Genomic DNA, 20496 nt, shown 5'->3' with positions numbered 1-20496 from the left:
GGCCGATCGAGAGCCACCCCGTGACCCGGGCCCCGGGCGCTGCCTCACTGACGATTCAGCTACTGGGGGTAGCAGCCTGATGACCAAGAAGACGCGGATCCGCATCGCGCGGATAGCCGCTGGTGCGGTGATCGCCGCCGGTGCGTCGCTCACCGCCGCCGGCGCCGCCTCGGCCCTGGACGTGGGCGTCGACCTGGGCGGCACGGGCGCGAGCGCCTCCGCCGACGACAACGGCGTCGGCGTCGACACGGACCTCCCGGGTGACGACGACGATCCGCCGGAGCCCACCAACCCGCCGGAGCCGACCGACGAGCCGACCGAGCCGACGGACCCGCCGGAGCCCACCAACCCGCCGGAGCCGACGGACCAGCCGACCGAGCCGACGGACCCGCCGGAGCCCACCGACCCGCCCACGGAGCCCACGAACCCGCCCAAGCCCACCAGCGACCCGGGCGACCCGGGCCACGGCGGCACGGGCGGCGGTGGCAACGGCGGCGGCAACGGCGCCGACCCCGCCGGTGGCGGCGACCGGCCCGTCGAGCAGGGCCAGGGCAAGGACAGCCTGACCGACACCGGTACCTCCCCGCAGCAGGTCGACCAGGTGGCCGACAAGGGGCAGGGCAAGAACGACGGCGAGCTGGCCGAGACCGGCGCCACCGAGGTGACCTTCCTGGTCATCGGTGCCGCGACGATGATCGCGGGAGGCATCGGCTTCCGCCTGCTGCCGCGCCTGGTCGGCAACCGCGGCGCCGCGGCGTAACCCTCCCGGGGCGACAAACTGAAAAAGGGCCCGGAGCCGAGCGGCTCCGGGCCCTTTTCGCGTGCGCGGCCGACGATCACCAGCGACCACGGACGGCCACCGCCGACCGGCCGACCGGCCAGTCCGTGACGACGGGCACCAGTCCGTGACGTCGAGTAACAGCCGGTCACAGCCATCCGCGGGCGGGCGATCCGTCCCCGCGCCCACCGGTCACGCGGCTACCCGGTCACCCGGCTGCGCGGCTACGCGGTCTGGTGCGCGAGCAGCGCCACCGCCGCGATCAGCACGACGAGCAGCCCTATCAGGGTCGCGGGGCTGAGGCCGCCGAAGGGGCCTTCCTGCTGCATACGGTCCCGGTTGGCCCGGCACACGGGGCAGCGGCCCTCGCTCACAGGCGCCGCGCAGTTCGCGCACACCAACCTGTCAAAGGTCATGCGCTTCTCCTCCCGCACAGTCTCAGCCTGCCCAACGCTCTGGGAACCTCAACCGTTCCCCCTACCACTGTGCCAGCTTCCGCGGATTTCGGCGCGGCCCGCCCTGCTCCGCCGGTTTCCGGCCGTTCCGTTCCCGCCCCCGGCGCGACAAATCGCGCAACTCAGGACGCCGACTGCGCTGGCGTACCGCATTCGCGTAGGGTCACGCTCACCTACCCCCGGCTAACCGTGGTGCACCCGTGATCCGATTCGACAACGTCTCCAAGGCCTATCCGAAGCAGAACCGCCCGGCGCTCCGCGATGTGTCGCTGGAGATCGAAAAGGGCGAGTTCGTCTTCCTGGTGGGGTCATCCGGCTCCGGAAAGTCCACCTTCCTGCGGCTGATCCTCCGCGAGGAGCGCACCAGCCACGGCCAGGTGCACGTCCTGGGCAAGGACCTGGCCCGGCTCTCCCACTGGAAGGTGCCGCACATGCGCCGCCAGCTGGGCACCGTCTTCCAGGACTTCCGGCTCCTGCCGAACAAGACCGTCGCCGAGAACGTGGCCTTCGCCCAGGAGGTCATCGGCAAGTCGCGCGGCGAGATCCGCAAGTCCGTGCCCCAGGTGCTCGACCTCGTCGGGCTCGGCGGCAAGGAGGACCGGATGCCCGGCGAGCTCTCCGGTGGTGAGCAGCAGCGCGTGGCGATCGCCCGCGCCTTCGTCAACCGGCCGAAGCTCCTGATCGCCGACGAACCGACGGGCAACCTCGACCCGCAGACCTCCGTCGGCATCATGAAGCTGCTCGACCGCATCAACCGGACCGGCACCACCGTCGTGATGGCCACCCACGACCAGCAGATCGTGGACCAGATGCGCAAGCGCGTCATCGAGCTGGAGAAGGGCCGTCTCGTCCGCGACCAGTCCCGCGGCGTCTACGGCTACCAGCACTGATTCGTCTGCCCCCGTCGGCCGCCGGCCCCTCCTCCCGGCCCTGACGCTCCCGCCTGCCGGAACCATCTGTTCCACCTGATCCACCGAAAGGCCGCCATGCGCGCCCAGTTCGTCCTGTCGGAGATCGGCGTCGGTCTCCGCCGCAATCTCACGATGACGTTCGCCGTCGTCGTGTCCGTCGCCCTCTCGCTCGCCCTGTTCGGCGGCTCGCTGCTCATGCGCGACCAGGTGAGCACGATGAAGGGCTACTGGTACGACAAGGTCAACGTCTCGATCTTCCTGTGCAACAAGGCGGACGCCGAGCAGGACCCCAAGTGCGCCAAGGGCGCCGTCACGAACGAGCAGAAGGACCGGATCCTCACCGACCTCAAGAAGATGTCGGTCGTGGACACCGTCCAGCACGAGTCGGCGGACGAGGCGTACAAGCACTACAAGGAGCAGTTCGGCGACTCCCCGCTGTCCAGCTCCCTGACCCCGGACCAGATGCAGGAGTCGTACCGCATCAAGCTGAAGGACCCGGAGAAGTACCAGGTGGTGGCGACCGCCTTCTCCGGGCGTGACGGCGTGCAGTCGGTGGAGGACCAGAAGGGCGTCCTGGACAACCTCTTCGAGCTGCTCAACGGCATGAACAAGGCGGCCCTCGCGGTGATGGCCCTGATGCTGGTCGTCGCCCTGATGCTGATCGTCAACACGGTGCGGGTCTCGGCGTTCAGCCGTCGCCGTGAAACCGGGATCATGCGTCTGGTGGGCGCGTCCAGCCTCTACATCCAGATGCCGTTCATCCTGGAGGCCGCCGTCTCCGGGCTCATCGGAGGCGGGCTGGCCTGCGGGTTCCTGCTGCTCGGCCGGTACTTCATCATCGACCACGGCCTGGAGCTCTCCGAGAAGCTGACGCTGATCAACTTCATCGGCTGGGACTCCGTCTTCGCGGTCCTTCCGCTGGTCCTCGTCATCGGACTGCTCATGCCCGCCCTTGCCGCCTTCCTCGCCCTGCGCAAGTACCTGAAGGTGTGAGGCGGCGGGCGGCGCGGGGTGCCGCTGATGTGAGGAGTGCCTCGGGCGCCGTGCGGTCAACCGACCGTGCGGCGCCCCTCGTTGTCCTAGACTCACCGACATGTCAGGCCCCGAATGGCTCTCCTCGCCCCGCCGCGTCCGCCGCGGGGCGGCCCTGACATTGGTGTTCGCGAGCGTCCTCGCCACCGGCGCGGCCACCGGCTCCTGGAGCGAGGACTCCCCGGAAGGCCGGAACTCTGCGGCGCCTCCCACCCGTTCCGTCGCCTCCGCGCGCGACCGTGACCGCGACCGGGACCCGGAGCGCGAGAGGGGCCCCGCCGAGGACGCGGCGGACGCCGCCGCCGAGGCCATGGCCGACGGCAAGTCCGGCACGGAGGCCGCCGAGGACGCGGTCAGCCGCAGCGGCGACCGCTGGGCGTCGGTGTACTCCCAGGGGGAGTACGAGGAGTTCGAGCAGGCCCTGGGCGGCGCCTACACCGGCGTCGGCCTGTGGGCCCGGCGCGCGGCCGACGGCCGCATCGAGGTCTCGAAGGTGCGCGGCGACGGCCCCGCCGCCCGCGCGGGCATCCGCCAGGGCGACCGGCTCGTCACCGTCGACGGCCACAAGGTCAAGGGCCACCCGGTGACCGAGGTCGTGTCCCTGCTGCGCGGCGCCCGCGAGGGCACCCCGGTCGAGCTCGGCCTGGAGCGCGGCACGCGCGCGTGGCGGACGACGCTGCACCGCGAGCGCCTGTCGACGGACTCGGTGAGCGTGACCCGGCTGACCGGCGGCGCCGTGAAGATCAAGGTGGACGCGTTCACGAAGGGATCCGGCGCGGCCGTGCGCGACGCGGTGCGCCGGGCCCCGCGCGGCGCCGGGGTCCTGCTCGACCTGCGGGGCAACGCGGGCGGCCTGGTCACCGAGGCCGTCACCGCCGCCTCGGCGCTCCTGGACGGCGGCCTGGTGGCGACGTACGACGTCCGCGGCCGGCAGCGCGCGCTGCACGCGCGGCCCGGCGGCGACGCGGCGAGACCCGTGGTCGCGCTCGTCGACGGCGGCACGATGAGCGCGGCCGAGCTGCTCACCGGAGCCCTCCAGGACCGCGGGCGCGCGGTCGTCGTGGGCTCGAGGACGTTCGGCAAGGGCTCGGTGCAGATGCCGAGCCGCCTGCCCGACGGCTCCGTCGCCGAGCTGACCGTGGGGCACTACCGCACCCCTTCGGGGCGGGGCGTCGACCGTCGGGGCATCACCCCGGACCTGGAGGTCGGCGGAGGTGCCCAGGAGCGGGCCGAGACAGTATTGACTGGCCTCGGACCCCCCTCCTAGTGCGAAAATGGCCGCACTATGGCGAAGGAAAAGGTAAAGCGCAAGGCGGCTAAGGCCGAGAGCAAGGCCGCCCGTCCCAAGATGATCGCGCAGAACAAGAAGGCGCGGCACGACTACCACATCCTGGACACGTACGAGTGCGGCGTGGTCCTGATGGGCACCGAGGTCAAGTCCCTCAGGCTCGGCCGGGCCTCCCTGGTGGACGGCTTCGTGCAGATCGACGGTCACGAGGCCTGGCTGCACAACATCCACATCCCGGAGTACGTCCAGGGCACGTGGACCAACCACTCCGCCAAGCGCAAGCGCAAGCTGCTGCTGCACCGCGCGGAGATCGACAAGCTGGAGGCGAAGTCCCAGGAGACGGGGCACACGCTCGTGCCGCTCGCCCTGTACTTCAAGGACAGCCGCGTCAAGGTCGAGATCGCCCTGGCCAAGGGCAAGAAGGAGTACGACAAGCGGCAGACGCTGCGGGAGAAGCAGGACCTGCGCGAGACGAACCGCGCGATCTCCGCCGTCCGGCGGCGCCAGGGCATCGCCTAGGTCCTCCGTGGCGGGGAATACGCTGGCACCCGACGGCGTTGGTCACGTACGATGGTTCATGCTCCGCTGGTGACGGGGCAGCCCCTCCTCGGAGGGCCCTCTTCGGGGGGCTTGAAAAGGGGGTTTGAAAAATCAACATGGGGATGATCGGTTTCGACAGCGGATGTCGAAGCAGGGGAAGCGTGTCGAGGAAGCGGCAATGATCTCGTTAACCATATGTCGCAACCAATAATCGCCAACACCAAGCGCGATTCCTTCGCCCTCGCTGCCTAAGTAGCGACTTTGCGAAGTGTCAGCCCGGGGCTGTTCCCGACCCGGATCCTGGCATCAGCTAGGGGACTAAACTTCTAGACCCGGTCACGGGGCCTAGGAGGAAATCAAACAGTGACTGAGCCCGTCGGAGACTTGTCCACGTGATCTCCGGGGCTGAGAAAATCGCAGTGGACTGCACACGGAGAAGCCCTGATTCTGCACCGTTGGACGCGGGTTCGATTCCCGCCATCTCCACAATTCCCATGTGAGACGAAGGCCCGGTGGTCACCCGACCGCCGGGCCTTCGTCGTGTGCTCTTTTGCTTCGGGCCGTCATCGGGGATCCTCCAGGTTCATGAGTAGACCCGTGAGTCGCGTCAACACCCGTATGCGCCACTGGATCTGGCCCGCCGTCCTCGGCGTCGCCGCCGCCTCGCTGTCCCTCAGCGCCCCCGCCGGGGCCGACGCCGAGCGCAGCGGGCTCCCCGAAGCCATCGACACCATCCTCGGCGACCCCCGTATGGAGGGCGGCGTCGCCAGCGTCGTGGTCGCCGACGCCAAGAGCGGCGACGTCCTCTACCAGCACCGGCCGACCGGGCGGCTCATGCCCGCCTCCAACACCAAGATGCTCACCTCGGCCGCCGCCCTGGAGCTCCTCGGCCCCGACCACCGGTTCACCACCGACGTCCTCGCCGACGGCGAGCGGCACGGGCCCGTGCTCAAGGGAGACCTCTATCTGCGCGGCACCGGCGACCCGACGACCCTCGCCAAGGACTACGACGCGCTGGCGGCGAAGGTCGCCGCGGCCGGGGTCCGACGGGTCTCGGGGCGGCTCGTCGCCGACGACACCCGGTTCGACGACCGGCGCGTCGGCGACACCTGGGGCGGCGACGACGAGTCGTCGTACTACGCGGCCCAGATCTCGGCGCTCAGCCTCGCCCCCGACACGGACTACGACACCGGGACCGTCATCGTCGCGGTGACGCCGGGCGCCGGTCCCGGGGACGAGCCGCGGGTGTCCCTCACCCCGAAGACCGACTACGTGGACATCGACCTGCGCGCCACCACGGGCGCCGCGGGCAGCGCGAACAGCCTCGCCGTCGAGCGGCGGCACGGCGAGAACACCATCACCGTCACGGGCTCCGTCCCGGCCGGCGCCGCGGCCGTCAAGGAATGGGTGACCGTCTGGGAGCCCACCCGGTACGCGGCCGCCGTCTTCCGGGACGCGCTCGCCGCCCACGGGGTGAAGGTCAGCGGGCCGACCAGGGCGGGGCGCGCGACCCCGAAGGGCGCGCACGAGCTCGCCTCGCACGCCTCCATGCCGCTCAAGGACCTGCTCGTCCCGTTCATGAAGCTGTCCAACAACATGCACGCCGAGTCCCTGACGAAGGCCATGGGGTACGAGGCGACCGGGCGGCCCGGCAACTGGGGCGACGGGATCGCGGCGATCGGCGGCTATCTGAAGACGGCGGGAGTCGACCCGGGCAAGCTGCGCCAGGTCGACGGCTCCGGCCTCTCGCGCAAGGACAACGTCCCCGCGGGCCAGCTCATCACGCTGCTGCGCTCGGCCAAGGGCGAGCCCTGGTTCGCCGACTGGTACCGGTCCCTGCCGGTGGCCTGCGAGCCGGACAAGTTCGTCGGCGGCACGCTGCGCACCCGCATGTGCGGGACGCCCGCCGCCCGCAACGCGCGCGCGAAGACCGGGACGCTGACCGGCGCGTCGGCCCTCTCCGGGTACGTGACCGACGCGGGCGGGCGCGAACTGGTCTTCAGCATCGTCCTCAACAACCACCTGGCCTCCTCGGTGAAGCCCCTGGAGGACGCGATCGTCGTCACCCTCGCCAAGTCCACCGCGGACAAGGCGGTCCTGGTGGAGCCGCGCTCGCCGCGGGCCGGTTCCGGGGAGCGGGGCGGCGGCGACCTCGAGTGCTCGTGGGTCAAGCCCGCCCGGTGCTGACGGCGCCGCCGGTGCCCCTGGTGGGGTCCCCGCCGAGCAGCGTGAGCAGCAGCGCGCAGCCCGCGGCGGCCACCGGTACGACGTAGCCCGTGGTGGCGCCCAGGTGTTCCACGGTCCAGCCGCTCGCCGCCGCGCCGCAGGCGATGCCCCCGAGGAGGCCGGTCACGGCGAGGGTCATGCCCTCGTTCGTCCGCCCCTCGGGGGTGAGCCGCTGGACCAGCGTCATGCTGGTCACCATCGTCGGCGCGGTGGCCATCCCGGCGCACAGCAGCGCCCCGGCGAGGACGACGAGCGAGCCGGTGGCGGTGGCCGCGAGCAGCGGCAGCCCCATCAGGGCCGCCATCGCCGCCGCGCACAGCAGCCTGCGGCGGTGCAGCGGGCCGCGCGGCCGCAGGGCGCCGAAGACGAGCCCCGCGGCGCACGAGCCCGCCGCCTGGAGGGCCAGGACGGCGCCCGCGGCCGCCTTGTGGCCGCGCTCGTCGGCGTAGGCGATGGTGACGACCTCCATGGCGCCGAAGACCGCGCCGGTGGCCAGGAACACGACGAGCAGCGCGGGCATCCCCCGTGCGCGCAGGGGCGAGCCCGTCCGCGCGGCGGCGTCCGGGCGCCCGTGGGGCGGCGGTTCCGTCGCGCGCTGGGCGGTGAAGAGCAGCACGCCGGTCAGGAGCAGCGCGGCGGCCACGAGGGTGCCCGCCTGCGGGAAGAACGTCCCGCACAGGAAGGCCGCGAGCACCGGGCCGAGCATGAAGCACAGCTCGTCCGCCGCCTGTTCGAAGGAGTTGGCGGTGTGCAGGGCGCGCGCGTCGCCCTTCAGGAGGTGGGCCCAGCGGGCGCGCGACATGCCGCCGGTGTTCGGGACGGTGGCCGTGGCGGCGTACGAGGCGAACAGGGTCCAGTCGGGGGCCCCGTAGCGCACGCACAGCAGCAGGCAGAGCGAGCCGAGCACGGCGAACGCGGTGGCGGGCACGGCCACGCGCGCCTGGCCGTAGCGGTCGACGAGCCGCGCCGTCCAGGGCGCCACGACGGCGGTGGCCGCGAGCCCGGTGGCCGTGACGGCGCCCGCGAGCGCGTACGAGCCGCGGGATCCGGCGATCATCGTCACCGCGCTCACGCTGAACATCCCCATGGGCAGCCGGGCGATGAGGTTGCCGACGGTGAAGGCGGTGGCTCCGGGGACGGCGAAGAGACGGGCGTAGGGATTGCGGCGGGCGCCCCTGTCCCCGGAGGTGCCGGGGGAAGGGGACGCGAGTGCCTCGGGGGAGGGGGACGCGGGCGCGTCGGCGGCGGCGGAGGAGGGGACGGCGGAGGGGGCGGCGGCGGTGGGGGCGGCGGCGGTGGGGGATATGTCGGGGGAGTCGGAAGGGGCTTGCGGCATGGCTCCAGGCTGATCGCTGCCCCCAGGAGTGGTCCAACACCTACTGGAGGGCGATTGACGCGCCCGCGTTGTAAGTTCCCCGGATGCTCACCTCACCGCCCGGGGCGCCCCGTGATGTGGAGCCGCGGCTGCTCCGCGCGTTCGTCGTCGTCGCCGAGGAACTGCACTTCACGCGGGCGGCCGCCCGCCTCTACGTCGCCCAGCAGGCGCTGAGCCGTGATGTGCGGCGTCTGGAGCGCGAGTTGGGGACGGACCTGTTCGCGCGGTCGACGCGACAGGTCGCGCTGACGGCCGACGGCGAGCGGCTGCTGCCGTACGCCCGGCGGGTCCTGGCGGCACAGGACGAGCTGACGGCCGCCTTCACGCGCGGCAACACCACCGCCGCCCGCCCCCTCCTGGTCGACCTCAACAGCCCCGGCCTGGTCTTCGGGCGGATCCTGGAGCGGGCCCGCGAACTGGCCCCGCACTGCGAGCTGATGGCCCGCTTCGAGAGCGGTCTGACGGGCGCGGCGGCCGAGATCGCCGCGGGCCGGATCGACGCCTCGTTCGGCCGGTACGCGGGGCTGTCCGCCGCCCTGCGCGCCGGGCTCGCGCAGCAGCCCGTACGGTACGAGCCGATGGCGGTGCTGCTCCCGGCCGGGCATCCGCTGACGGCCCTCGCGGAGGTGCCGCTGGCCCGGCTCGCGGGTGAGCGCGTGTACGCGGGCGCGGGCAACGACCGCACCCTGGAGTGGACCGACCTGGCCGAACGCCTCTTCGCGGGCCGGGGCATCGAGGTCGCGCCGCCCGCCCCGCTGGCCGTCGGGCCCGAGGAGTTCGCGCGGATCATGGCCAAGCACCGCAACCCCGTGCTCGCCGTGGTCGGCTTCCCCGAGCTGCCCGGCTGCGTGCTGCGGCCGCTCGTCGACCCGGTGCCGCTGTCTCCGGTGTCCCTGGTGTGGCGGCGCGGTCTCGACCACCCCGGTCTCGACGCGCTGCGGCGCGCGGCGGCCGAACTCGCCGCGGCGGAAGGATGGCTGCTCAAACCGGTGAACGCATGGATTCCGGACACCGATGCACTCATCATGGTGAGTTGAGACTGACGAGAAAACGCTGTTGTCACCGGCGTGCGCTACATTCGGGGCCCGGGTGCGGTGTGATAAAAGGGGCGCTCGGGCCGGGTGGGGGACCGGCCCGGACGACGAGGGCCCGGGGCGTCGTACGCGCACCCGCACCGGTCCATTGGGGGGTTGCGCGTGCGCGGCGAGAAGTGGCGGGAGAACACGCTGTCGAACGACCCGGCGAGCGTGCTGACAGGCGATCTACCAGGTGATTCCCCGGCGGACCCGCGCGGTCGCCCGGGGGCGGAACCGCTGGGCCCCACCCTCGCGCCGGCGGGGTACGCGCACGATCCGCACGAGGTCACGGTCCAGATCGACGGTGTGGGGCGGCACTTGGCGGGGGAGTCTCCTGGTGGTGCCGGGGACACCCGCGTCATGGGAACGGTTTCAGACACCACAGACATGGCCGACAGGCCGGTGTTCGTCGACGAGACGGGACGCCGCGGCCGCAGATACCGCCGCATCGGCACCTTCGTCGGCCTGGCCTGCGCCGGGTACGCGGTCGTCATCGTCGCGACCCTCGCCTCCGGCAACTCCAGCGCGCCCTGGCTGCCCGTGCCCGACCCCGCGGACGAGCAGCCCGCGAGCAAGGTCGACACGCCGAACGTGCCCGCGGAGTCGACGAGTTCGCCCGATAAGGCCCCCACGCCCGGCAGGACGCCCTCGCCCGGTCCCTCGCGGACGACGAGCGGCACCGCCCCGGACCGTGTCGTCGTCCCGTCCGGCGGCCCCGGCCCGGCCGCGCCCTCCAAGGCCCGTGACGACGGCGGGCCGGGCGCCCCCGCTGCCCCGGCGCCGGCACCGGCCCCGACCCGCCGCGGCGAGCGGCCCGCGCCCCGCCCGACGGACGGCGGCGCAGCCCCCGCCCCGGCCCCCACGAGCGACCCCGAACCTCCGGCCCCCGAGCCGTCGCGGGACCCCGAGCCCCCTGTCGCCCCGCCCGCCCCGTCACCCGAGGCCGAGGCCGGGAGCGGGAGCGGCGGCGACGGCTCACAGGTGGGCGGCGAGGCCTCCTCCGGGACAGAGCCCGTGACCGACGCGGGCGCCTCCCCACCCCAGGAGGCCCAGCCGTGCCCTCCCGCTCCGGCGGCCGCGGGGCGGCCCACCGCGCCGTACGCTCCCCCGTCCGCGCGGGCCGCCGCCTCCCCATGCGCTATCTCCTGCCCAGCCTCCTGCTCGTGGCCCTGTGCGCGATGCTGCTGCTCCGCGGGTACGTGCACAGCGAGATCCTCGCCGACCACCGCGTACGCCCGCCCGTCGCCACCGATCGCGTCCCCCGGGAGATCCTGCGGGGCGGTCCGGTCATCGACACGCGCGGAGACCGGCAGAAGACCCTGCGCGTGCCCGACCACCACGTCGTGCTGACCTTCGACGACGGCCCGGACCCCCGGTGGACCCCGAAGGTCCTCGACGTCCTGGCCGAACACGACGCGCACGGCGTCTTCTTCGTCACCGGCACGATGGCCTCGCGCCACCCCGGTCTGGTCGCGCGGATGGTCCGCGAGGGCCACGAGGTCGGCCTGCACACCTTCAACCACCCCGACCTGTCGTACCAGTCGAAGGGCCGCATCGACCGGGAGCTGTCCCAGAACCAGCTGGCGCTCGCGGGCGCCGCGGGCATCCGCACCTCGCTCTTCCGCCCGCCGTACTCCTCCTTCGCCGACGCCATGGACAACGCGTCGTGGCCGGTCGCGCGGCACATCGGGAGCCGCGGCTATCTGACCGTCGTCAACGACACCGACAGCGAGGACTGGAAGCGCCCCGGCGTCGACGAGATCATCCGCCGTGCCACCCCCGCGGACGGCAAGGGCGCCATCGTCCTCATGCACGACTCCGGCGGCGACCGCTCCCAGACGGTGGCGGCCCTCGGCCGCTTCCTGCCGACGCTCGAGGAGCAGGGCTACCGGTTCACCAACCTCACCGAGGCCCTGCACGCCCCCAGCGCCCACGCGCGCGTGAGCGGCTTCGCGCTCTGGCAGGGCCGGATCTGGATCGCCCTGGTCACCGCGTCCGAGTACGTCACGGACATCCTGGTCGTGGGCCTCGCCGTGATCGGCTTCCTGGTCCTCGGCCGGTTCGCCCTGATGCTGGCGCTCTCCGCGATCCACACCCGTCGCGTCCGCAAACACGGCTTCCGGTGGGGCGCGCCCGTGACGGAGCCGGTCTCGGTGCTCGTGCCCGCGTACAACGAGGCGAAGTGCATCGAGAACACCGTCCGCTCCCTCATGGCGAGCGACCACCCCATCGAGGTCGTCGTCGTCGACGACGGCTCGTCGGACGGCACCGCCCGCATCGTCGAGGGCCTCGGCCTGCCGAACGTACGCGTCGTGCGCCAGCTCAACGCGGGCAAGCCCGCGGCGCTCAACAGGGGCCTGGCCAACGCGCGCCACGACCTCGTCGTGATGATGGACGGCGACACCGTCTTCGAGGCGTCGACCGTACGGGAGCTGGTGCGGCCCTTCGGCGACCCGCGCGTGGGCGCCGTGGCGGGCAACGCCAAGGTCGGCAACAGGGACTCGCTCATCGGCGCCTGGCAGCACATCGAGTACGTGATGGGCTTCAACCTCGACCGCCGCATGTACGACGTGCTGCGCTGCATGCCCACCATCCCCGGTGCCGTCGGCGCCTTCCGCCGCTCCGCCCTGGAGCGGGTCGGCGGCATGAGCGACGACACGCTCGCCGAGGACACCGACATCACGATGGCCCTGCACCGCGACGGCTGGCGCGTGGTGTACGCGGAGCGGGCCCGCGCGTGGACCGAGGCCCCCGAGACCGTGCGCCAGCTGTGGTCCCAGCGCTACCGCTGGTCGTACGGCACGATGCAGGCGATCTGGAAGCACCGGCGCGCGCTCGTCGACACCGGCCCCTCGGGCCGCTTCGGCCGCGTCGGCCTGCCCCTGGTCTCCCTGTTCATGGTCCTGGCCCCGCTCCTGGCCCCCCTCATCGACGTCTTCCTCCTCTACGGCCTGGTCTTCGGCCCCACCCAGAAGACGGTCGCGGCCTGGCTCGGCGTCCTCGCCGTCCAGGCGGTGTGCGCGGCGTACGCCTTCCGCCTCGACCGCGAGCCCATGACCCACCTCATCTCGCTGCCGCTCCAGCAGGTCCTCTACCGGCAGCTGATGTACGTCGTCCTGCTCCAGTCCTGGATCACCGCCCTCACCGGCGGGCGGCTGCGCTGGCAGAAGCTCCGCCGCACGGGCGTGGTGGAGGCGCCGGGCGCGGCGCCGCGGCGGTGGGGCGGCGGCGCGGAAGGGGGGTCGGTGGCATGACCCACCCCACGCGCGTGGGGGAGCCTCCCGCGCGGGAAGCCCCCTCGGCCCGGGCCCCCCGGGACCGCTACCTCGACCTGCTGCGCACCCTCGCCCTGGTCCGCGTCGTCGTCTACCACCTCTTCGGCTGGGCCTGGCTGACGATCCTGTTCCCCTCGATGGGCGTGATGTTCGCGCTCGCGGGCTCCCTGACGGCGCGCTCCCTGGAGCGACCGGCGCGGCAGGTCCTCACGTCCCGCCTGCGGCGCCTCCTGCCGCCCCTGTGGGTGTTCGGCGCGGCCGCCCTGTTCCTGCTCTTCGCGGCGGGCTGGAAACCGGCCGACGACCCGGACCACGGCGGCACCTGGGGCCTGCTGAGCCTCGCCGACTACGTGCTGCCGCTCGGCGCGCCGCCCTTCCCCTGGCAACTGGGCGACAAGGCGGGCCTCCTGGAGGACACCTGGGCCGTGCAGGCGGTCGGCCCGCTCTGGTACCTCCGCGCGTACCTGTGGTTCGTTCTCGCGTCCCCCCTGCTGCTGCGGGCCTTCCGCCGCGCCCCCTGGCCGACGCTCCTCGCCCCCCTGGCCCTCACCGCCCTGCTGTCCACCGGCCTCGTCCGCATCCCCGGCGAAACGGGCAACGCCATCGGTGACTTCGCGGTCTACGGAGGCTGCTGGATCCTCGGCTTCGCCCACCAGGAGGGCGTCCTCGCGCGGGTCCCGCGCTATCTGGCCGTCTCCCTCGCCGCCCTCACCATGGCGTTCGGCCTGTGGTGGGCCTCCGGCCACCTCGGCCCCGACGGCTGGGACCTCAACGACATCCCCCTCGCCCAGGCCACCTGGTCCCTCGGCTTCGTCGTCGTGCTCCTCGTCCACTCCCCGTCCTGGCACCAGCTCCCCGGCCGCCTCGCCCACGCGGACAAACTCATCACCCTCTCCAACAACCGTGCCGTCACGATCTACCTCTGGCACAACCTCTTGATCATGGCGACGGTCCCACTGATCGATATGGCGTACGACGTCCCGTTCATGACCGAGCGGACGATGGCGGCGCTCGACTCGACGTACACGATGTGGATGTTCATGCTGGTGTGGCCGCTGATCGGAGTGATGGTGCTGGCCGTGGGCTGGGTGGAGGACCTGGCCGCGCGGCGTAGCCCACGGGTGTGGCCGGACGGCGCCGCGAAGCGGCGTCGCGGGGGCGTGACGCCGAGGGGGCGTGACGCCGAGGGGGCGTGACGCCGAGGGGGCGTGACGCGGGCCCCCGCGTTCTGCGACCGTTCCGCAACAACCCCCGCCGCACGGCGGGGGTATGCCCCCATCTGCCCCCGTCCTCGGCAAACCTCACCGTCGCGCGCCGCTTTGCCCGTGGATAGCGTGGGTTCACTCAAGTGAACCCACGTCCCATGGGAGCTACTGTGAACCGCCGACCCACACTGCTCGCTGCCGCGTCTCTGACCGCTGCCGCAGTCCTGTCACTCTCCGCCTGCGGCGGCGGAGACGGCGGCTCCAAGAACGACGACAAGATCGAGGGCGCCGGCAACAGCAGCAGCCCGACCGCCACACCGTCCCCGAAGGCATCGGCCGACGCGATAGAGCGACCGCGGATCGAGCTGCCCAAGGACGTCGAGAACGTCTTCGAGGGCGGACGGACGGGCGACGCAAAGAAGGACGCGATCCTCGCGGACAGCGAGCGGCGCATCGACTCCCTCGATGAGGCGATCACGGTCAACGCCAAGGAGCACCCGGCGCTGAAGTTCTACTCGGCGGGGGATGCCCTGGTGTCGGCGGCCACGTACATCAAGAGCTTCTATGACGAGGGCAGGTCGTTCGTCGGCACGACGCGCTATTACCAGCGAAACGTCACCATCCTCAAGAAGGGAACCGCCGCGGTGACCTATTGCATGGACTCGAGCAAGACGTATCCCCTGGATCGCAAGTCCAAGAAGGTGGACAAGTCGATCCCGGCCTCGGGCAAGGATTACGCGTTCTTCAACACGAGGTTGGAGAGGAACGCCGAAGGGGTCTGGCAGACGACTTCGGTCACGTCCATCGAGGCGGCGAAGCAATGCCTGTGAACCGGCTGGTGATTCGGTGCGCGCTCGTGCCGGTGCTCGCGCTGGCCGTGGTGGTGCCCGGCAGCGCTTACGCGAGCGGTGGCAAGGGCGGCGGCAAGCCGATCGAGGGCAGTGGCAAGGGTGGCAAGAACGGCGGCACCATCTTTGCTCGGACGAAGATCCAGACGACGACCAACGGCAGTTCGCGTTCGCCGAAGAGCGGCACGCTCACTCCTGCCGACAGCAACTGGACGCCGCCCGCCTGCTGGTACGAGCCCGCCTTCTCGCCGAAGCAGTTGGAGTCCACCGTGAAGGCGCTGCGCAGCCTGGACTCCCTGCCGTTCATCGGAGGCATCGGGGGCGTTCTCGGAGACGCTCTGGACAAGCGCTACAAGGACGGCGAGTACAAGGACTACAACCTGGACAAGCAGGGCAAGGGGATGTTCTGGGCGGCGGTGAAGAACGAGAACCGCCTCGACGATCCGAAGGTGAACTCCTGCAACAAGCCGCCCTTCTGGGTGGACGAGAAGGAGACCCCCGACGAGCCTCTCGCCGTCACCCCGAGGATTCTCGCGGAGTACGCCTACGACGAACTCCCCATCCCCGGAACCGAGGTCACCATGGCGCCCAAGGGCGAGACCAAAGTGAATCTGCCGACCTGGGTCTGGTTGGACAGGGCGAGGTTCAAGGAGGTCTCCGTCACGGCGAGTCTGCCGGGGACGGGGCTTTCGGCTACGACGACGGCGAAGCCGGTCTCGTTGCGGATCGAGCCCGGGACGAAGGACGCCGAGACCTACCCCGTCTCGGGGGAGTGCCCCGTGGTGAAGGGGCGGATCGGTGAGCCCTGGGCGAGGGGCGGGAGCGAGGAGACGCCGCCGTGCGGCGTGAAGTACCTGCGGTCCTCGGGAGACGGTACGTACGGCCTGAAGGCCACGGTCACCTGGAAGATCAGCTGGACGAGCACCACGGAGAAGGGCGACGACCTGCCGGACGGCGAGTTCGGTGCGGATCAGGACGTCGTGGTCAAGGAGATCCAGTCCGTGAACCGCTGACGGGCGGGAGCCGGAGGCCGACGGAAGCGCGGGCGGCCTCGGCTCCGGTGAGGGGCAGCGGCCGCGCAGACGCCCTCACCACCCCCCACCCCCCGTAGTGAGCCCAACGTTCCCCCGTGGTCATGCGTCGGCACAGGGCTGAAACGCGTTGTCCCTACCTTCGGGGGCACCGTCGTCGGCCGGGGAGGCTGGGCATGAGGAGTAGGTGGATCGCGCGGTGGGAACCGGAGGACGTGGGGTTCTGGGCGCGGGAGGGGGAGCGGGTCGCCCGGCGGAACCTGGCGTTCTCGGTGCTGTCGGAGCACGTGGGGTTCTCGGTGTGGACCCTGTGGTCGGTGCTCGTGCTGTTCATGGGGCCGGAGTACGGCATCGACCCGGCGGGGAAGTTCGCCCTCGTGTCGATGGCGACGCTGGTGGGCGCCGTCGTGCGGGTGCCGTACACCTTCGCCGTGGCCCGGTTCGGGGGACGGAACTGGACGGTCGTCGCGGCGGGCCTGCTGCTGGTGCCCACCGTGGCCGCGTTCGTCGTCATGGAGCCCGGCACCTCGTACGGCACGTTCATGGCGTGCGCGCTGCTCACCGGCATCGGCGGCGGGAACTTCGCCTCCTCCATGACGAACATCAACTCCTTCTTCCCGCTGCGCGAGAAGGGCTGGGCCCTCGGGCTCAACGCGGGCGGCGGCAACATCGGCGTGCCCGTGGTGCAGCTGGCCGCGCTCGCCGTCATCGGAGCCGGTGGCGGGCCGCGGCTGCTGCTCGGCGTCTACATCCCGCTGGTCGTCGTCTCCGCCGTCTGCGCCGCGCTGTTCATGGACAACATCGCCTCCGTGCGCAACGACACGGGGGCCGCGCGGGAGGCCGCGCGCGACCCGCACACCTGGATCATGGCGTTCCTGTACGTGGGGACCTTCGGGTCGTTCATCGGCTACGGCTTCGCCTTCGGCCTCGTGCTCCAGACCCAGTTCGGGCGCACCCCGCTGGAGGCCGCGCAGCTCACCTTCGTCGGGCCGCTGCTCGGCTCGCTCGTCCGGCCCGTGGGCGGGCGGCTCGCCGACCGCTACGGCGGGGCGCGGATCACGCTGGGGACCTTCGTCGCCATGGCGGCGGCCACCGGCGTCGTCGTCCTGGCCTCCGAGCGGGGCTCGCTCGGGCTCTTCACCGGCGCGTTCGTGGTGCTCTTCGTGCTCAGCGGCCTCGGCAACGGCTCCACGTACAAGATGATCCCGGGCATCTTCCAGGCCAGGGCCCTGCGCGAGGGGCTCACCGGGGACGAAGCGGACCGGTACGGGCGGCGGCTCTCGGGCGCCGCCATGGGGCTCATCGGGGCCGTCGGCGCGCTCGGCGGGCTCGGGATCAACCTCGCCTTCCGGCAGTCGTTCCTGAGCGTCGGCTCGGGGACCGGGGCCTACGTCTCCTTCCTCGCCTTCTACGCCCTGTGTTTCGGGGTCACCTGGGCCGTGTACCTGCGCGGGTCCGCGGCCCGTACGCGGTCCGTGGCCGGTGCGGGCGCCGAGCCGAGGCCGTCGTACGCCGAGGTGTGACGTAACACGGCGGACATCGGGGTGATCCGGGCCCGTCACCGGGCGTTGGCAGGCTCGACGGCCCGTGGACCCGCGCAGACGGCCACGGCAGGGCGGCGGGAAGACGGGCCACTACCGGGTCGCTACGGGCCACTACCGGGCACTACCGGCCACTACGACGAGCGGGACGCCAGACATGAACGTGATCCACGACCACGGCCCCCTCGCCGGGTTCACCGTCGGCGTCACCGCCGCCCGCCGCGCCGACGAGCTCGGCGCGCTGCTCCAGCGCCGCGGCGCCACCGTGCTGCACGCGCCCGCGCTCCGCATCCTGCCGCTGTCCGACGACGGACGGCTGCTCGCCGCCACCAAGGAGCTGATCGACCACGCGCCGGACGTCGTCGTCGCCACCACCGCCATCGGCTTCCGCGGGTGGGTGGAGGCCGCCGACGGCTGGGGCCACGGCGAGGCGCTCCTCGCGCGGCTGCGCGGGGTCGAACTCCTCGCGCGCGGGCCGAAGGTGAAGGGCGCCGTGCGGGCGGCGGGGCTCGTCGAGCACTGGTCGCCGTCGTCGGAGTCGATGGCGGAGGTCCTCGACCGGCTGCTCGCCGAGGGCGTCGCGGGGCGGCGCGTCGCGCTCCAGCTGCACGGCGAGCCGCTGCCCGGGTTCGTGGAGGCGCTGCGGGCCGGGGGAGCGGACGTCGTCCTCGTACCGGTGTACCGGTGGCTGCCGCCGACCGACCTCGCGCCCGTGGACCGGCTGCTCGACGCGGCCGTGGCGCACGGCGTCGACGCGCTCACGTTCACCAGCGCGCCCGCCGCCGCCTCGCTGCTCGCGCGGGCCGAGGACCGGGGGATGGCGGGGGAGCTGCGCGCCGCCCTGGCGCACGACGTGCTCGCGGCCTGCGTGGGCCCGGTGACCGCGCTGCCGCTCCAGGGCCTGGGCGTGGACACCGTGCAGCCGGAACGGTTCAGGATCGGCCCGCTCGTCCAGCTGCTGTGCCAGGAACTGCCCGCGCGGGCCAGGGCGGTGCCGGTCGCCGGGCACCGCGTGGAGATCCGCGGGCACGCGGTCCTCGTGGACGGCGAGCTGCGGGCCGTGCCGCCCGCGGGGATGGCGCTGCTGCGCTCGCTCGCGCGGCGGCCCGGGTGGGTGGTCGCACGCGCCGAACTGCTGCGGGCGCTGCCCGGCGCGGGCCGCGACGAGCACGCCGTCGAGACCGCGATGGCCCGGCTGCGCACGGCGCTCGGCGTGCCCCAGCTCATCCAGACCGTCGTCAAGCGGGGCTACCGGCTCGCGCTCGACCCGGCCGCCGGGTCCAAGTACGGGCCCTGAGGGACCCGGCCCCGCGCGCCCAGGAGCCTGCCGCGCAGCACGAGCGCCCGGCCGAGCAGGCCGAACGCGAGCGTGCACAGGGCCGCCCGGACGATGTTCCACGCCACCCACGGGTCCTCGAAGTCCGCGCGCACGGCGGCCGGGTCGGCGATCCGCGCCGGGTCGCCCGCCGCCGCGAGGTCGTCGTTCAGGGGCACGTTCACCACGGCGGTGAGCACGAAGGCGAGCGCGTACGCGGCCAGGGCGCCGAACACCCACCACCGCAGCGGCGTGCGCCGCAGCCGCCACGCGGCGAGCCCGGTGCTCAGCAGCGCCCCGAAGAAGCCGAAGAAGAACACCGGGTTCTGGATGACGTCGTTGATGTGCTGCATGACTTCGATGTACGCGCGGTCCGAGCTGCGCGCGAGGCCGGGCATCACCGCGCACGCGAAGACGTAGAAGGATCCGGCCATCAGGCCCGTGGTGAGGGCTGCCGCGCCCAGGGCGACGCCGCTGGTGGGCCGGTCGGTACGGGGTGTGCCGTTGTTCGTCATGCCGTCGAGTCAAGCCGTGCGCCGCCGTCGGGGCCATGGCCGACGAGCGCACCGGCATAAGCGCGCGTCTCGCGCCGCCGGTGCGCCCGTCTTGCCACGAGGGTGTCCGCTCGCGGTGGCAGGGGTTCCAGAGCCGCCCCGGGACGGGCACTGTAGGAGTACGGGCGTACGGACGGCACGCGCGCGCACGTCGGCGCGTACCGGAACGGCCCCCGAACTCACCGGCGACCGCGAGGCGGTGACACCCGCATGGCGTTGAGTGCGGCCCCCCAGGAGGCCCCGCACAAGCCCCCGGACAAGGCTCCGTACCAGCCTCCGGACAAGGCGACGTACCAGGCTCCGTACAAACCCCCGCACAAACCCCCGCACAAGGTCGCGTACGGCGAGCTGCGGTTCGACTCCGGACGGATCTGCCTCGACCTCCTCGCGACGAACCACCCCGTGGAGCGGCTCGACGACGTGGACCGGCTGTGCGCCTGGCTGGCCGGGGCGGGCCTGCTCCCGCCGGGCACGCCGCTGCCGGACGCCGACCGGGCCTGGCTCGCCGGGTTCCGCGAACTGCGCGGCCACATCGGCCGGTTGGTCGGCGGCGAGCTGGCGGGACGGCCCGCCGACACCGCCCTCGCCCGGGTGAACGCGCTGACCGCCGTGGCCCCGCCCGCGCCGTGCGCCGTGCGGCACGCCGACGGCAGCCTCGTCCGCGCCCTGCACGGCACCCCGGGGCGCGCCGCGCTGCTCGCGGCCGTCGCCCGGGACGCCGTCGAACTGCTCACCGACCCGGTGGCGCGCTCGCTGCTGCGCCGGTGCGAGGGCGACAGCTGCCCGCTGGTCTACCTCGACACGTCACGGGGGCACCGCCGCCGCTGGTGCTCCAGCGAGGTGTGCGGCAACCGGGAGCGGGTGGCCCGGCACCGCAGGCGGGCGGCGGGCCTCTCGCGCGCGTGAGCGGCGCGGCGCGGCCGAGAGGGCCGCGCGGGCGAAGGCCGCGGGAGAAATCCCCGCCACCGTCTGAACGCACCCTCCGTCCCGTCCGTACGTCCATGGTGACCAGCCAGCGAAGCCGAGCCGGGCAGCCGGGACGAACA

At 72.6% G+C, this 20496-nt stretch carries 17 protein-coding genes and 1 other RNA gene; 15 read left to right on the top strand and 3 right to left on the bottom strand.

Annotated elements, in window-relative coordinates:
- Positions 1–79 precede the first annotated feature (79 nt).
- On the top strand, positions 80–760 hold the full coding sequence (locus tag C9F11_RS16500) for a hypothetical protein (RefSeq protein WP_138960011.1): 681 nt from the start codon (positions 80–82) through the stop codon (positions 758–760).
- Positions 761–1002: 242 nt separating this feature from the next.
- Here the strand turns inward: C9F11_RS16500 and C9F11_RS16495 are convergent, their stop codons facing one another.
- Complete coding sequence (locus tag C9F11_RS16495; protein WP_138960010.1) at positions 1003–1194, bottom strand: hypothetical protein; 192 nt, start codon at positions 1192–1194, stop codon at positions 1003–1005.
- A 239-nt stretch (positions 1195–1433) separates the two neighbouring features.
- On the opposite strand from C9F11_RS16495, the gene ftsE reads away from it, so the two are divergent.
- The 6 genes from ftsE (at position 1434) to dacB (ending at position 7191) form a co-directional block, all read left to right on the top strand.
- Complete coding sequence (gene ftsE / locus C9F11_RS16490) at positions 1434–2123, top strand: cell division ATP-binding protein FtsE (RefSeq protein WP_138960009.1); 690 nt, start codon at positions 1434–1436, stop codon at positions 2121–2123.
- A 96-nt stretch (positions 2124–2219) separates the two neighbouring features.
- Positions 2220–3137, top strand: a complete 918-nt coding sequence (gene ftsX / locus C9F11_RS16485) for a permease-like cell division protein FtsX (protein WP_138960008.1) — start codon at positions 2220–2222, stop codon at positions 3135–3137.
- Between the two features lie 100 nt (positions 3138–3237).
- A complete protein-coding gene (locus C9F11_RS16480) occupies positions 3238–4443 on the top strand; it encodes a S41 family peptidase (protein ID WP_138960007.1) in 1206 nt (401 codons plus the stop codon).
- Positions 4444–4461: 18 nt separating this feature from the next.
- The gene (gene smpB / locus C9F11_RS16475) at positions 4462–4983 is read left to right on the top strand and encodes an SsrA-binding protein SmpB (RefSeq protein ID WP_138960006.1); all 522 of its coding nucleotides are present in this window, start codon (positions 4462–4464) and stop codon (positions 4981–4983) included.
- Positions 4984–5122: 139 nt separating this feature from the next.
- Positions 5123–5493, top strand: a transfer-messenger RNA (tmRNA) gene (ssrA, locus tag C9F11_RS16470).
- A 96-nt stretch (positions 5494–5589) separates the two neighbouring features.
- Entirely contained in the window at positions 5590–7191 is a 1602-nt protein-coding gene (gene dacB, locus C9F11_RS16465) for a D-alanyl-D-alanine carboxypeptidase/D-alanyl-D-alanine-endopeptidase (RefSeq protein WP_171075752.1), read from the top strand.
- On the opposite strand, the gene C9F11_RS16460 is transcribed toward dacB, so the two are convergent.
- Entirely contained in the window at positions 7172–8566 is a 1395-nt protein-coding gene (locus C9F11_RS16460; RefSeq protein WP_138960005.1) for an MFS transporter, read from the bottom strand. The two genes, dacB and C9F11_RS16460, sit on opposite strands and share 20 nt — an antisense overlap.
- Positions 8567–8649: 83 nt before the next feature.
- Here C9F11_RS16460 and C9F11_RS16455 point away from each other — a divergent pair, with 83 nt between their 5' ends.
- From C9F11_RS16455 to C9F11_RS16425, 7 genes are all read left to right on the top strand, one after another.
- A complete protein-coding gene (locus tag C9F11_RS16455; RefSeq protein ID WP_138960004.1) occupies positions 8650–9642 on the top strand; it encodes a LysR family transcriptional regulator in 993 nt (330 codons plus the stop codon).
- A gap of 1172 nt (positions 9643–10814) precedes the next feature.
- Positions 10815–12935, top strand: coding sequence for a bifunctional polysaccharide deacetylase/glycosyltransferase family 2 protein (locus C9F11_RS16450; RefSeq protein ID WP_138966570.1), 2121 nt, complete (start codon positions 10815–10817; stop codon positions 12933–12935).
- Complete coding sequence (locus C9F11_RS16445; RefSeq protein ID WP_138960003.1) at positions 12932–14152, top strand: acyltransferase; 1221 nt, start codon at positions 12932–12934, stop codon at positions 14150–14152. The genes C9F11_RS16450 and C9F11_RS16445 overlap by 4 nt, the downstream gene beginning before the upstream one ends.
- A 179-nt stretch (positions 14153–14331) precedes the next feature.
- Entirely contained in the window at positions 14332–14991 is a 660-nt protein-coding gene (locus C9F11_RS16440) for a hypothetical protein (RefSeq protein WP_249401761.1), read from the top strand.
- Positions 14982–16022 (top strand): hypothetical protein, encoded by a 1041-nt coding sequence (locus C9F11_RS16435; protein WP_171075751.1) that lies wholly within the window; start codon positions 14982–14984, stop codon positions 16020–16022. Before C9F11_RS16440 ends, C9F11_RS16435 begins: the two co-directional genes overlap by 10 nt.
- 194 nt (positions 16023–16216) lie before the next feature.
- Positions 16217–17563: a nitrate/nitrite transporter gene (locus tag C9F11_RS16430; RefSeq protein WP_138960001.1), complete on the top strand. Its 1347-nt coding sequence runs from the start codon at positions 16217–16219 to the stop codon at positions 17561–17563.
- 175 nt (positions 17564–17738) lie between these two features.
- Positions 17739–18878 (top strand): uroporphyrinogen-III synthase, encoded by a 1140-nt coding sequence (locus C9F11_RS16425; RefSeq protein WP_138960000.1) that lies wholly within the window; start codon positions 17739–17741, stop codon positions 18876–18878.
- Here C9F11_RS16425 and C9F11_RS16420 read toward each other — a convergent pair.
- A complete protein-coding gene (locus C9F11_RS16420; RefSeq protein WP_138959999.1) occupies positions 18830–19411 on the bottom strand; it encodes an anthrone oxygenase family protein in 582 nt (193 codons plus the stop codon). The two genes, C9F11_RS16425 and C9F11_RS16420, sit on opposite strands and share 49 nt — an antisense overlap.
- Positions 19412–19660: 249 nt before the next feature.
- Between C9F11_RS16420 and C9F11_RS16415 the strand changes: the two genes are divergently transcribed.
- Complete coding sequence (locus tag C9F11_RS16415; protein WP_138959998.1) at positions 19661–20356, top strand: CGNR zinc finger domain-containing protein; 696 nt, start codon at positions 19661–19663, stop codon at positions 20354–20356.
- Positions 20357–20496 lie beyond the last annotated feature (140 nt).

This window comes from Streptomyces sp. YIM 121038 (assembly GCF_006088715.1).
Classification (GTDB): domain Bacteria; phylum Actinomycetota; class Actinomycetes; order Streptomycetales; family Streptomycetaceae; genus Streptomyces.
The sequence above is the reverse complement of the archived record's forward strand: the minus strand, read 5'-3'. Positions and strand labels throughout refer to the sequence as shown.